This window comes from Archangium sp. Cb G35 (assembly GCF_001896145.1).
GTDB lineage: Bacteria > Myxococcota > Myxococcia > Myxococcales > Myxococcaceae > Archangium > Archangium violaceum.
This window is the reverse complement of the sequence record NZ_MPOI01000012.1, coordinates 343,854-357,662: the sequence shown is the minus strand read 5'-3', so window position 1 is coordinate 357,662 and position 13,809 is coordinate 343,854. Positions and strand designations below refer to the sequence as shown.

General features: G+C 67.6%; 9 protein-coding genes. 3 read left to right on the top strand and 6 right to left on the bottom strand.

All coding sequences use genetic code 11. The features are described from left to right. Positions 1 to 54 precede the first annotated feature (54 nt). The 5 genes from BO221_RS34025 to BO221_RS34005 all read right to left on the bottom strand — a co-directional run bounded on the left by BO221_RS34025 (position 55) and on the right by BO221_RS34005 (position 4,146). Positions 55 to 1,653 carry an ABC-F family ATP-binding cassette domain-containing protein gene (locus BO221_RS34025; protein WP_073565022.1) on the bottom strand — a complete coding sequence of 533 codons (1,599 nt, stop codon included), beginning with the start codon at positions 1,651 to 1,653 and terminating at the stop codon, positions 55 to 57. Between the two features lie 228 nt (positions 1,654 to 1,881). Continuing rightward, positions 1,882 to 2,304 (bottom strand): hypothetical protein, encoded by a 423-nt coding sequence (locus BO221_RS34020; protein WP_073565021.1) that lies wholly within the window; start codon positions 2,302 to 2,304, stop codon positions 1,882 to 1,884. Positions 2,305 to 2,383: 79 nt separating this feature from the next. Further along, positions 2,384 to 2,809, bottom strand: coding sequence for a hypothetical protein (locus BO221_RS34015; protein ID WP_143195844.1), 426 nt, complete (start codon positions 2,807 to 2,809; stop codon positions 2,384 to 2,386). A 14-nt stretch (positions 2,810 to 2,823) separates the two neighbouring features. After that, positions 2,824 to 3,291, bottom strand: a complete 468-nt coding sequence (locus tag BO221_RS57690) for an HNH endonuclease (RefSeq protein WP_073565019.1) — start codon at positions 3,289 to 3,291, stop codon at positions 2,824 to 2,826. Between the two features lie 654 nt (positions 3,292 to 3,945). After that, positions 3,946 to 4,146, bottom strand: a complete 201-nt coding sequence (locus BO221_RS34005; protein WP_143195843.1) for a hypothetical protein — start codon at positions 4,144 to 4,146, stop codon at positions 3,946 to 3,948. A gap of 150 nt (positions 4,147 to 4,296) precedes the next feature. Here BO221_RS34005 and BO221_RS34000 point away from each other — a divergent pair, with 150 nt between their 5' ends. The 3 genes from BO221_RS34000 to BO221_RS33990 all read left to right on the top strand — a co-directional run bounded on the left by BO221_RS34000 (position 4,297) and on the right by BO221_RS33990 (position 8,342). Then, positions 4,297 to 5,811, top strand: a complete 1,515-nt coding sequence (locus BO221_RS34000; protein ID WP_073565017.1) for an alkaline phosphatase D family protein — start codon at positions 4,297 to 4,299, stop codon at positions 5,809 to 5,811. A gap of 46 nt (positions 5,812 to 5,857) precedes the next feature. Continuing rightward, complete coding sequence (locus BO221_RS33995; protein ID WP_073565016.1) at positions 5,858 to 6,688, top strand: ion transporter; 831 nt, start codon at positions 5,858 to 5,860, stop codon at positions 6,686 to 6,688. A gap of 127 nt (positions 6,689 to 6,815) precedes the next feature. Continuing rightward, positions 6,816 to 8,342 (top strand): vanadium-dependent haloperoxidase, encoded by a 1,527-nt coding sequence (locus BO221_RS33990; RefSeq protein ID WP_073565015.1) that lies wholly within the window; start codon positions 6,816 to 6,818, stop codon positions 8,340 to 8,342. A 24-nt stretch (positions 8,343 to 8,366) separates the two neighbouring features. Here the strand turns inward: BO221_RS33990 and BO221_RS33985 are convergent, their stop codons facing one another. Continuing rightward, positions 8,367 to 13,664, bottom strand: a complete 5,298-nt coding sequence (locus BO221_RS33985; RefSeq protein ID WP_073565014.1) for a trifunctional serine/threonine-protein kinase/ATP-binding protein/sensor histidine kinase — start codon at positions 13,662 to 13,664, stop codon at positions 8,367 to 8,369. Between the last annotated feature and the right edge of the window lie 145 nt (positions 13,665 to 13,809).

The window sequence follows — 13,809 nt, the reverse complement described above, 5'->3', positions numbered from 1 at the left end:
TCTACACGCGGGGACGACCCTCACCCCCCGCCCTCTCCCAGTGGGAGAGGGTGCCTAGCGGCGCTGGGCGGCGTGGTAGGGGTTCTTCGCGAGGAACTCGGCGAAGTTGCCGTTGAAGTCGTTGACCGGTTTGCCTTCCTCCAGGCTCCAGATGCGGGTGGCCACCTCGGAGATGAGCTCCTGGTCGTGCGTCACGACGATGACGGTGCCCTCGTACTTCTGCAGACCCTCGGCCAGCGCACTGATGGACTCCAGGTCCAGGTGGTTGGTGGGCTCGTCGAAGATCAACATGTTGTCCATGTTGAGCATCAGCTTGCAGAGCAGCAGGCGCACCGTCTCACCACCGGACAGGGTGTCGGTGGGCTTCATGCGCTCCTCGCCGGAGAAGAGCATGCGGCCGAGCACCCCGGAGATCTCCTCGTTGGTGAGCTTGGTGTTGATGTCGCGCAGCCACTCGAAGGCGGTGGTGCCCTTGCGGATGGTGCCGTGGTGGTCCTGCGGCAGGTAGCCCATGGCGGCCTGGTGGCCCCAGGTGATCTTCCCCGCGTCCGCTTCAATCTGCCCGGCGAGCATCTTCACCAGGGTGGACTTGCCCACGCCGTTGCGGCCGATGACGCAGATCTTCTCGCCCTTGCACACCAGGCCGCTGAAGGGCTTGATGACCGACTGGCCGTCGTAGCTCTTGGTGAGGCCGTCGAACTGCAGCGTCTGCTTGCCGCTGGCCTGCTTCACATCGAAGCGGATGAAGGGCCGCGCGATGTTCGAGCGCTTGAGATCGTCCGTCTTGAGCTTGTCGATCTGCTTGATGCGGCTCTGCACCTGCGAGGCGCGCGTACCGGCGTGGAAGCGGGCCACGAAGTCCTGCAGCTGGAGGATCTTCTTCTTCTTCTCGGAGACCTCGGACTCGACGCGGCTGCGCACCTGGGCCTTCTGGCGCACCATGTCGTCGTAGCCACCGTTGTACTGGATGATGGTCTCGTAATCGATGTCCGCGATGTGCGTGCAGATGGAGTTGAGGAAGTGCCGGTCGTGGCTGATGGTGATGAGCACGCCCTCGAAGGCCATGAGGAACGTCTCCAGCCAGCGGATGGAGTCGATGTCCAGGTTGTTGGTGGGCTCGTCGAGCAGCAGGCCCTGGGGCTTGCCGAAGAGCGCCTGGGCGAGCAGCACGCGCAGCTTGAGGCCGCCGGTGAGCTGCTTCATGGGGCCCTCGTGGCCGGACTCGGGGATGCCGAGGCCCTCGAGGAGCGAGGCCGCCTCGGACTCGGCGCTGTAGCCGTCCTCCTCGGCGATGACCATCTCGAGGTCACCCAGCCGGTTGCCATCCTCCTCGGAGATGTCGGACTTCGCGAGGATGGTGTCCTTCTCCTTCATGGCGTCCCAGAGGGCCTTGTTGCCCATGAGGACGACGTCGAGGACGCGGTTGTCCTCGTAGCGGAAGTGGTCCTGGCGGAGGATGCCCAGCTTCTTGGGCCGGGAGATGGTGCCCATGTCCGCTTCCTCGTCTCCCGCGAGGATCTTCATGAACGTGGACTTGCCCGCCCCGTTGGGGCCGGTGAGACCGTAGCGGCGGCCGGGCGAGAAGGCGACGTTGACCTCCTCGAAGAGCTTCTTGGGCCCGTAGGCCTTGGAGACGTTGATGATGGTGAACATGGGGGGCGCTTTCTAGCGGAAGGGGTAGGCGGCCGGAAGGCGCGCGACACGTGGATTTCGCCGGTACTGCCGGTGTGGACCCCTTGTAACCCCACTTGCTGGGCTTTCTATGCCCTGAAGAGACGGGAAGTGGAGCCGGGATAGGGGGCCGTGTGGGATACCGGCCGGGAGCCCGGAGGCCCGCCTGGAGGGCCGGGAGGGGGCTTTCGTGGCGAGGTTGTGAGGGAGCTAGAGGCGTGGCTCGGGGGAGATGAGGTCCATGCCGTTGAAGACCCGTCCGTTCAGACGGCGCGCCAGTTCCAGCGCGGCCTTCTGGAAGACCTCCTCGGAGAGGATCTCAGAGGTTCCCACGACGCCGACCAGCCATTTGGTCTGCGCCACGAAGTCTTGTAGTTCCTCCCTGACGGGTTCAGGAAGATCCGCGCGGCGTCCGAAGAAGCTGTAGCTTCCGAGGATGATCTTGCCGAACTGATCCATTGGCCCCGTAAACACCAGAGAGTTGAACGTGAGCGTTCCCTGCGCGCTCTTGAAGCTCGCGGAACTCCACCGCTCGAGTTCGCCCTCCCAGTGCAACAACCACCCATGAAGCACATCTCGCACGGACCCGATGGCCTGATGCTCAATGACCGGGCTGTAGATGGTGCAACGCACGCTTCTTCCCCTCTTACCTGGGACGTCCGCCGGACGTTTTCCAGGCCGTCAGATGACAGCGCGCCGTCCCAGGGCGAGCCTAGATTCGTGGTTCAGGGGAGATGAGGTCCGTACCGTTGACAAAAACCCTTCCGTTCAGACAGCGCGCCAACTCTAGCGCTCCTTTCAGGAAGACATCTTCAGGGAGAACTTCCGAAGTTCCCACGACGCCGACCAGCCACTTGGTTCCTCCCACGAATCGAATCAACTCGGTCTTGACGGATTTAGGGAGGTCCTCACGTCGCCAGAAGTAACTACTGGTACCGAGGATGATCTTGCCGAACTGATCCATGGAGCCGGTGAACACCAGGGAATTGAATGTGAGCGTTCCCTGGGCGCTCGTGAAGCTCGCGGAACTCCACCGCTCAGGTTCGCCCTCCCAATGCAGTAACCATCCGGGCAGGACGCTCCGTACGGACTGGATGGCCTGATGGTCAACGACCGGGCTGTAGATGGTGCAACGCACGTTTATTTCTCTCTTCACTTGAGACGTCCGCCAGACGTTTCCCGGCCTCCAGAATGGCCCGTTCTGGCATGTGTGTCACGATCGACCAGCTGAAGCGTCATGCCGTCTTCATGGTGATGCCAGGTCAATCCCGGAATGCGAGGCCATCCTTTCTGGATGGCCTCGAGTTGTTCAGGGCTCAAGGGGGCTCCTATTCCTGGACTGATCTCGAGTATTTCCCGGAGTTGGCGTGTGGCATCCGCGAACTGGCGAGCGTCGCTCACCTCGGGGCCGCGGAGCTCCTCGGGGATGGTGACTTCCGCGGTGGGCTCGAAGATGGGGTATCCACCGCTGTTGTAGAGAATCCCCGTCACCGGATGCCGCTGCCCTGCCAGGTGCTCGTTCTTGTGCCAGCGAGCTTTCTCACATTCCGGGACCTGGTCGGGCGCGTGGGCCGTCCCTGGCAGCAGGACGAGCGCGGCGACCCGCGCCCAGAAGGGCATGGGGAGTGCGATGGGTTGGGGCACTCGTGCCGGTGGCGACTGGACGGCCGTATTGACCGGCGTAGGCGATTGGATGGGGACCTTCGGCCGGGGATTCGGCGCGACGCGCGGGGGCGCGGAGGATTCTCCAGGCGCATCCAGGACCGGCGGTGGAGGGCCCGGCCGGAACACTGGCTTCGGTCCATGGACATCTGCGGGACCGGACCCCGGATTGGCTGTGAGCCTCGTGGGCCCCTCTTGCACTGGCGCGAATCCAGTGGATGGTTCCACCAGTGCCCGTTCACGCTCTGCCCCTCTGTCGTGCCGCGATTCATCCCTGGCTCTTTCCTTCAGAAACGAAGGGGTGGGTGGCCGGTATCTGGAGTTGGAGAGCAGGCCCCCTGCTGGTGGCCTTATGGGTCGTTGTGAGGCGCATCCCACGGTGAGGAGCACCGCTGCCAGCACCAGCACCCATGCCCCTGCTCGATGAGGCCAGAGACACGGGCCCTGGAAGGACTGGAGCAGCCGGGTGCCGGAACGCGGAGGCATGTCGGACCTCTTCCCTGGAAGCGGCAGGAGCTCGGAACTTCACTCCCGGATTACAGGGAAGGTCTGACAGTCAAACTCTGTTGACGTGCACCCGAGGGGCGCTGCGGCAGTGTCGTGAGGTCTTGCTCAGGTGTGTCCGACGAGGACCCCAGGCCCGACGTAGACGGTGCCCGCCGGACGCAGGATGTAGGTCCCCGTCGAGACGTCGTAATAGATGTTCGCGGCGCCGCCAGTCACCGTGCGTGCCTCGCCCTCGGTGAGCTCGGGAAGCCGCGAGAGCACGTCCACACCACGCCGGGGCGCCTGGTTCTTCTTCATCGTCCTCATGTCCGTATCCCTTCTGACCGCGTTTCGTTCAAAGGGGACTACGCACCCGGCCCGGGTTTGGATGAGTGCGGCTCCGTGGCTCGGAACACGCCCGGCTGGCTGCCCGGTGCCCACTGTGTGCCGGGGCCCGGGCCGTGGAATGATGGGGGCATGTCGAGGCCGCTGATCACCACCGTGGGTTGCTGCACCAGCACCACCGCTCGCATCTCCATCACCTCGAAGAATGGCCTCTCCCATGCCCGGCTCGCGTTCCGCTCGGGGGAGGGCGCCTTCCAGGAGCGCACCCTGCGGCTGTGCCCGCCCATGGGCTCCTCCTTCCTCCACGGCTTCTTCGAGCTGGAGGGGCTCGCCGCGTCCTCCACGGTCGAGTACGCGGTGGCCGTCTCGGCCTCGGAGGAAGGGCTTCCCTCGCTCCAGGAGCTCTCATGCGCGGGGGGACTCTCCCGTTTCCGGCTGCTGCCTCCGCCCGGTCAGCCGCTGCGCATCGGGCTGGTGAGCTGCAATGGCTGCTACACGGTGAACGAGCCGTCCCGGCGTCATGCCATGTGGAAGCGGCTCGGGGAGGTGGTCGCCGCGGGCGAGGTGGACGTGCTCATCCACCTGGGAGATCAAATCTACGCGGACCACATCCGCGAGGCGTGGCAGCGCGCCGGTCTGGATGACTGCCTGACGCCCCAGAACGAGGAGCTGATGCAGCGGCTGCGCGAGTCCTTCCGCGCCGTGTACTGCGAGACCTGGCAGCGGCCGGAGATCGCCGCGGTGCTCGGCTCGGTGCCCTCGATGATGATGTGGGACGACCACGACATCTTCGACGGGTGGGGCTCCCACGACGAGGTGTCTCCCGCGGACCGCGCCTTCTTCGAGGCCGCGCGGACGGCCTTCTCGGAGTTCCAGCAGCGCTTGAACCCTCCGGGCTTCAGCGACTCGTTCGGCTTCGGGTGGGTGAGCAATGGTCTCGGGGTGCTGGTGCTCGACGGGCGCTCGCACCGCAACTGGAAGGAGCAGACCATCATCGGCCGCAAGCAGTGGGCCGAGATCGATGCGTGGCTGGAGACCCAGCTGGGCGCGGGGCTCGAGCGGCTCTTCGTCGTCACGGGCGTGCCCCCGCTGCATGCGAAGGTGGCGGCGGCCAGCAAGATTTTGGAGCGGCTCGGGCTCAGCTCGTTCCTCGGGGACGTGAGGGACTCGTGGATGGAGCCCAACAACGCCGAGGAGCTGCGCAAGCTGCTCAACCGGCTCTTCGACTTCCGCAAGCGCTCGCCCGGGACCGAGGTGACGTTGGTGGGCGGGGACGTGCACGTGGGGACGACGGCCCGGCTGCGCTCCCGGATGCCCTCCCACAAGCGCAATGACTCCGATCAGCCGGAGCTCACCCAGGTGGTCTCCAGTGGCATCGGCTCCGAGCCTCCCACCGGCCTCATCCGCAAGGTGGTGGAGCTCGGCGTCGGCTCGGAGTCGGTGGACATGTACCAGGATCTCTTCCACGGGAGGCTGCTGGAACTGCCGGGCAATCCGGACGGGCGCCTGCTCTTCCGGAGGAACTTCGCCGTGCTGGACCTCGGGCCGAGCGGGAAGGACGGGTGGGATCCCGACCGGAACCTGCGCGTGCGCTACTACGCCGAGGGCCTGGAGCGCCCCGTCGAACAGACGCTGCTGGCGCTCTGACACGAAGCGTTCCCCTGGGGGGCGGGGCGTCGTCTACACTGGCCGCGTGACGCGCCCCTCCGAGCAGAGTCCTCCTCCAGGAATCCGCGCCAGGCTCCACGAGGTCATCTTCGAGTCGAACACTCCGGCGGGGAAGGCGTTCGACGTGGCGCTGCTGTGGGCCATCGTCCTCAGCGTGCTCGCGGTGATGTTGGAGAGCGTGGGCCCCATCCGCGCGCGGTACGGGCCGAGCGTCCGCATCGCGGAGTGGAGCTTCACCGTCCTCTTCACCCTGGAGTACGTGTTGCGGCTCTTCGCCGTGCGCCGCCCGGTGCTCTACGTGTTGAGCTTCTACGGACTGGTGGATCTCCTGGCCATCCTGCCCAGCTACGTGAGCCTGCTGCTGCCCGGGGCGCAGTCGCTGCTGGTGGTCCGCGTGCTGCGCCTGTTGCGCATCTTCCGCGTGCTCAAGCTGGTGAACTTCCTCGGCGAGGCCGAGGTGCTCCTCACCGCCCTGCGCGCGAGCCGGCCGAAGATCACCGTCTTCCTCGGGGCGGTGCTGAGCACGGTCGTCATCATGGGCTCGGTGATGTACATGGTGGAGGGCGAGGCGAACGGCTTCGACAGCATCCCGCGAGGGATGTACTGGGCCATCGTCACCATGACGACGGTGGGCTTCGGGGACATCACCCCCAAGACGGTGCCCGGGCAGTTCATCGCGTCGGTGCTGATGATCATGGGCTACGGCGTCCTCGCGGTGCCCACGGGCATCGTGTCCGTGGAGCTCGCGGCGGCGACGCGGCGCGGCGGTCTCAACCCCGAGGCCTGTCCCGGCTGTGGCGCCGAGGGCCATGACGTGGACGCGGTGCACTGCAAGTTCTGTGGCACCCGCCTCTGATCCAGAGTCCTTCTTTCACGGCAAGACATGATCAATCAGGTGGGGATTGCCCCGCCCCGCACGTCTCTGCGAGCGTCCGGGCCCCTCCAGGGCACACCGCTCGTGAGGACTCATCCAAAAGGCTGCCATGCATACACTCCGCGTCCTGTTCACAGGCGTCCTTCTCCTGCTGCTCGTGGGGAGACCCGCGAGCGCACAAGTTCCCGCGGCATCCGCGTCCACTCCTTCCGCCGCCTACCAGTGGCTGGACATCTCCCTGGAGGCCACGGCTCGTGAGGTGGACCGCCGGGGTGCTCGCCCCACGGTGCTGTCGCGCACGTTGGCCATCGTGCTGACGGCCATGTACGACGCCTGGGCGGCCTATGACACGCGGGCGGTGGGGACGCGTCTGGGTGGCTCGCTGCGCCGTCCGCGGGCCGAGCACACCCTGGCCAACAAGGAGAAGGCCATCGCCTACGCCGCCTATCGCACCCTGCTGGACGTCTACCCGGACGAGCAGGCCTATTACGCGGAGCAGATGCGTCAGCGGGGCTACGACCCGGACGACGTGTCCACGAACCCCTCCACGCCGCAGGGGGTGGGCAACCTCGCCGCCGCGGCGGTCCTCGCGTACCGGCGCCATGACGGCTCCAACCAGTTCGGCGACGAGCCGGGCTCCAGCGGTGTTCCCTACTCCGACTACACCGGCTACAGGCCCGTCAATCCGCCGGACCGCATCATCGACCCCAACCGCTGGCAGCCCATCGCGTTCGACGACGGGAACGGCGGCACGGTGACGCCCGGCTTCCTCACGCCGCACTGGTACCGGGTGAAGCCCTTCGCGCTCGTGTCCAGCAGCCAGTTCCGTCCGCCGCCTCCGCCCCTCGTGGGCTCGCCGCAGCTGCGCCGCGAGGTGAAGGAGAACATGGACTTCAACGCCACCCTCACTCCGGAGGAGAAGGCCCTCGTCGAGTTCATGCGCGACGGCCCCCGCTCCACGGGCCAGTCGGGCCACTGGCTGCGCTTCGCCCAGGACGTGTCGCGGCGGGACCGCTACGGGTTGGATCAGGACGTGAAGCTCTTCTTCTCCGTGGCCAACGTGGCCATGGACGCCTTCATCGCCTGCTGGGAGTCCAAGCGCTTCTATGACTCCTCCCGTCCGTGGACGCTGGTGCGCTACTACGAGGCCGGCAAGGACATCTGGGGCTGGGTTGGCCCGGGGCAGGGCGTCGATCGCATCCCGGCCGAGCAGTGGCATCCGTACTCGCCGCCCACGTTCATCACCCCGCCGTTCCCCGGCTATGTGTCGGGGCACAGCACGGTGAGCGCCGCGAGCGGCCGGATGCTGGAGCTGTTCACCGGCAGCGACACCTTCGGCAAGAAGGAGTACCTCCGGGCGGGCGACTTCACCGAGCCGGGCTTCCCGTGCAACATCATCCAGCAGCGCAAGGGCAAGCCCTCCAAGGACACGGAAGCGGACTGCCAGGTCACGCTGTCTCTGCCCACCTTCAGCGCGACGGCGGAGATGGCCGGCATCTCCCGCGTGATGGGCGGCTACCACATCCAGGCGGACAACGAGAAGGGGCTGGAGATGGGGCTCCGGGTGGCGGACTTCGTCTGGCCGCGGTTCCAGGCCTACTTCAACGGCACGGCCCGGGTGAGCGAGGCGCCGTAGCGTCGTGGCGGGCGCGCGTGGCCACTAGGTGAGCGGAAGCTCCAGGGTGGCCACGGCGCCCATGCCGGGTCCCTCGCTCTCCAGGGTGAGGGAGCCCCTCAGTATCTGCGCCGCCAGCGCGCTCGAGTGCAGCCCGAAGCCGTGGCCGTCCTTGCGCGTGGTGAAGCCGTGCGCGAACAGCTTGTCCTTCACCTCCGGCGCGATTCCCGCTCCGTCATCCACCACCTGGATGCGCACCATCCGGTCCCGCATCCCCAGCCGCACCCACAGGTTGCGCTTCCCCTCGGGCATCCTGTCCAGCGAGTGCTTCGCGTTGCTGATCAGGTTGATGAGGATCTGCAACACCTTGTGTTTGTCCACACTCATCCTGGGCACGGGCGACAGCTCGCGCCGCACGTTCACGCCGTGACGCTGCAGCGCCGCCATCTGGATGCGCAGCGCGTCGTCGATGAGCTGGGCCGGATCGCACTCCTCCGTCATCAGCGCGTTCGAGGCGTACTTCTGCTGCACCTGGACGATGGCGCGGATGTGCTCGACGTGCCGGCCCATCGCATCCATGTCGTCCATCAGGCGCGTCTGCTCACGCACCAGCTCATCGGCCAGTGCCGACAGGTACTCCGGCAGGTTGCGGCCCCGCTGATCCCGCGTCAGGAAGCCTTCCAGCTCCTCACGGTTCTCCCACAGCAGGGCCGCGGCCTGCTTCAACCGGCTCACGCGCGAGGTTCCCACCGCCTGGCGCATCATCTCGAGGTTGACGACGGCGCTGGTGAGCACATTGCCCACGTTGTGCAGCACGTTGGAGGCCACCTCGGCCATTCCCACCTCGCGCGCGGTGTCCACCAGACGGGACTGGGCCTTCCGGAGCTCGCGCGTGCGCTCATCCACCCGTTGCTCCAGCTCGTCGTTGGCCCGGCGCAGATCCGTCTTGGCGCGCTGCACGTCCGCGTACAGCCGCGCGTTCTCGATCGAGATGGCCGCCTGCGAGGCGATGTGCCCCAGGAGCGCCAGGCGGGCCGGGCTGAAGGCGTTGGTGGCCAGGTTGTTCTCCAGGTACAGCGCCCCGGAGAACTGCTCCTGCCTCACCAGTGGCAGGCACAACACCGAGCGCGCCCCGCCACTCTCCAGGTATGGATCGGACGAGAAGGGATGGGGCTTGGAGGCATCCCCGATGAGCACGTGCTCGCGCGTGCGCCGGACATAGGCCAGGAGCGTCCACGGAAGCTCCCGGGCCGCCTGTTCCCCCGCGAGGACCTCGGCGCCGCCCTGCGCGATGTCCGAGAAGGCCGCCACCGAGAGCGTGTCCCCGCTCGGCAGCAGCAGGGCGCCTCGTTGGGCTCCCGCGTTCTCGATGGCCGCCCGCATCATCGTCCTCACCAGCCGCTCCAGCTCGATCTCGCCGGAGATGGCCTGCTGGGCCTTGACCACCGTGAGCGCGTCGATGCGGGTCGAGTCCGTGCTGCTGGTGGCCGACTTCTCCACGGTGGCCGCCGAGGGCTCGAGGTGGGGCCACCGGGCCACCAGGTGCTGGACCTTGGCCGTGGCTCCCCATTGTTGATACGCCGCCCGGGCCTCGCGCGCGAAGGCATGGGCAACGATGGGCGCCTGCCGCGTGTGCCAGAAGTTCGCCGCGAGCTCACTGGCCAGTCCCACGTGCTGGGTGGCTCCGCTCTCCCGGGCCAGGCGGATGGCCTCCTCATAGGCGCGTGTCGCCTCGTCCGGCCGATCCTGGAGGCGGGCCAGCTCCGCGGACACCAGCCGCTCGCACGCGCGGAAGGTCTCGGGGCACTGCTCGGCCCACTCCGCGAGCTGCAGCTGGTCTCGCTGCATGTCCACGAGCGCCCGCTGCCGCTCCTCCGGCGATGAGCCCTCGAAACGCATGGCCAGGGTCAGGGCGCGGAAGAGGTGGAACTCCCGCACGTAGACGCTGCCGATGTTGGACCAGAGGAGCCCGGCCGCCTTGTCCGCCGCGTCGAGCGCCTCCTCGTGGTTGCCGCACATGAAGCGCGACTCGAGCTTCACGAGCCAGTACCGGAACCGCATGCTGCTCATGCGTTCGGGCGTCATCCTGGCCTCGAAGGCCGGCTCGTCGAAGCCCTCTCCGCTCAGCGTGTAGAACGAGAGCGAGCGCCCGCGCAGTTGCCGCACGTAGCTCTGGTAGATGAGGAGCAGCTCCTGCGGATCCACCACCCCCGCCTTGTCCGCGAACTCCTTGCGCGCGGCCAGCTCCTGGTGGACGTCCTCGAGGTTGTGCCCCATGAGGAGGCGGTTCGTGGCGATCGAGGAGCCGCACCAGCTGGCGGAATAGAAGTCCCCCGACTGGAGCCCCTGCTGGAAGCCGGCGCGGGTGATCTCCTGCGCGCTCGCCAGGGGCTGGGTGAAGGTGGCGATGCTCTGCAGGGCGAGGAGCGCGTTGGACCGGAGGGCGGGCAGGTTGTGCCGCTCCACGAAGTCGCAGGCGAGCGTGGCCAGGGCAAGGCCTTCCCGGTACCGCTTGAAGAAGATGCCGGTCAGCACCCCGAACCAGCCGAACCCCAGCACCGACGCCTCCACGAAGCCGTGGCGGAGGGTGAGGGTGACCAGCCGGCTCAGGTTGATGGTGAGCAGGTGGTTGTCGGTGACGTAGGCCTTCACGAAGAGCGAGGCCAGGGCGCCCATCACGACCTTCATCTCCGGGTCGGTCATGAGCGGCAGCTCGAGGAGACTGTCGAGGGGGTGCTCCGCCAGCAGGGCCCACGCTTCCTCATGGGCGGCCGCTGCCTCCTCCCGGGTGGGGTGCGCGGAGATCGGCATGCCGAGCAGCGCCAGGCACTCCAGGATGCACGTGACGGCCGCCGGGATCTCACCCACGGCGATGCAGACGTCACTCTTCAGGCAGTAGGCGGCCGTGGTGTCCGCCCGGGTCCGTGCCCGGGAGAGGGCTTCCTCCACCCACCGGCGCGCCTCGGCGACGTTGCCGCTCACGAGCTCGCATCTCGCCCGCGCGAGCCGCACCTGGAAGGCCAGCGCGTAGTCCGTCTCCCAGGGGTCTCCGGGAACGAGCGAGAAGGCCGTCGTGAAGTAGGTGATGGCGGGACGGAGCGCCACCGCGGCCTCGGCCTTCCACCCGGCCTCCGCGTTCAGCCGCGCCACGCGGTGGCGTTCCGCCGGCTCCTCGAGCAGGTCCACTCCCGCGTTGAGCTGGCTCACCACGTCGAAGAGCGTCTCGCGCACCTGCTCCTGGGACTGGCTCTCGAGCAGCAACCGGCCGATGCGCAGGTGGACGGCCTTCCGCTCCGTCTCGGAGATGAGCGAGTGGGCGGCCTGCTGGATGCGGTCGTGGAGGAAGCGGTACTGCTCCGGGCCGGCGCGCACCAGCATGCCTTCCTGGAGCGCGGGCTCGAGCCCCTGTTCCACCTGTCCCACGTCCTCGCCGAGGCCGGAGAGGGTGCCCAGCATCTGGAGCGTGAAGACATTGCCCACGCACGCCGCCAGCCGCAGCAGGTGCTGCGTCCCGGAGGGGAACTGGCGCAGCTTGCCCACCATGAAGTCGACGACGTTGTCGCAGTAGTCCCGGGCCCGCACCCCCTCGGCATTCCACTGCCAGCCGCCCCCGGGCGCGCGCACCACGAGTCCATCGTGGTGGATCGCCACCATCAACTGCAGCAGGAAGAAGGGGTTACCCCCCGTCTTCTCGTGCAGCAGCGCCGAGAGGGGAGCGACGACCTCCCTTCCCGCGCCGGGCAGCGTATCGCCCACGAGCTGTTCCACCTGCTCCACGTTCAGCGGCTCCAGGCGGAGATCCGTCACCCGGGCTCCCGCCTTGCGCACCGCCTCCAATACCGGCACCAGCGGGTGCGAGGGACTCACCTCGTTGTCCCGGTAGGCCCCCATCCACAACACCGGTGGCGTCTCCGGCTGTGACAGCAGCTGCTCGATCAGCTGGAGGCTGGCCAGGTCCGCCCACTGCAGGTCATCCAGGAACACCACCATCGGGTGCTCCTGGGTGGCGAACACCCCCAGGAACTGGCGGATCACCTTGCGCAAGCGGTGCTGGGCCTCGCCGCTGGGCAGCGCGGGTAGTACGGGTTGTGAACCCACCAGCACTTCCAGTTGAGGCACCAGGTCCACGAGCACCTGGCCCTGGCCATCCCAGGCCCGGTTCACCCGCTCGCGCCAGCGCGCGAGCTCCGCGTCGTTCCCCGCCAGCAACTGCTGCACCAGGCCGCGCAGCGCCTGGGCCAGCGTGGCGTACGGAATGTCCCGCTGGAACTGATCGAACTTGCCGCTCAGGAAGAACCCGCGCCGCTGCACCACCGGCTTGTACAGCTCGTGCACCACCGAGGACTTGCCGATTCCCGAGTACCCGCTGACCAGGAACAGCTCCGGCCGGCCCGTGCGCGCCACCCGCTCGAAGCCCTGGAGCAGGGTGGACACCTGCGCGTCACGCCCGTAGAGCCGCTGGGGCAGTTGGAACCGGTAGGACGTGTCCCGCGTCCCCAGCGCGAACACCTCCTGCGCGCTCTGGCCCAGCGCCTCGCGGCACCGCTCCAGGTCCGCCTTCAGGCCCGCGGCGCTCTGGTAGCGCTCCTCGGCCACCTTCGCCAGCAGCTTCAGCACGAGCGCGGACAGGGCCGGCGGGACCTCGGGGTTGAGCTCGTGCGGTGGCCGTGGCGTCTGCGCCATGTGCGCGTGGAACCACTCGAGCGCGTCCCGCCCCTGGAACGGGCGCCGCCCCGTCAACAGCTCGTAGAAGGTGACGCCCAGCGAGTAGAAGTCCGTGCGGTAGTCCACCGCCCGGTTCATCCGCCCCGTCTGCTCCGGGGACATGTACGCCGGCGTCCCTTCGATCAGATGCGTGGGCGCCGCGTCCAGGTGCTCCACCTTCTGCAGCGTGGCCACCCCGAAGTCGATGAGCCGCGCCTCACCCGACGGCTCCACGATGATGTTGGAGGGCTTGATGTCCTTGTGGATGACGTTGCGGCAGTGGACCTCCTCCAGGGTGGAGGCCAGGGAGATGGCCAGCTCCAGGAACCGGGAGACCTCCAGGGGCTGGCCCGTGGACTCGGACAGGGTTTCCCCCTGCACCTTCTCCAGCAGCAGCACGGGCCGCTCGCGGAGCCGCTCGCAGGCATAGGGCCGGGCCACTCCGCGCACGTCCCGCAGCCGCTGCAGGATGGAGAATTCGCGCCGGTACCGCTCGCTCTCGCCGGGGCCGGGCGAGGGCGCCATCGGCGTCTTGAGGATGACGGGGAGGCCATCCGCCTCGCGTACCGCCTGGAAGAGCACGTTCGAGCCCGTCGCTCGGATGGTGCCAAGAACTCTGTAACCCGGGATGTCCAACATGGATGACCGTCCTCGGCGAAAACCGGGCCCCAAGAGCTCGTCACGCCAACGCGCTGGAGCGTACGCGCTCGGCCGAGGGGATGGGTAGACCATGACGCCCCGAGCCTTGAGCTAGACTTCCCGGTCAGGTCACGCTGCCTGACCC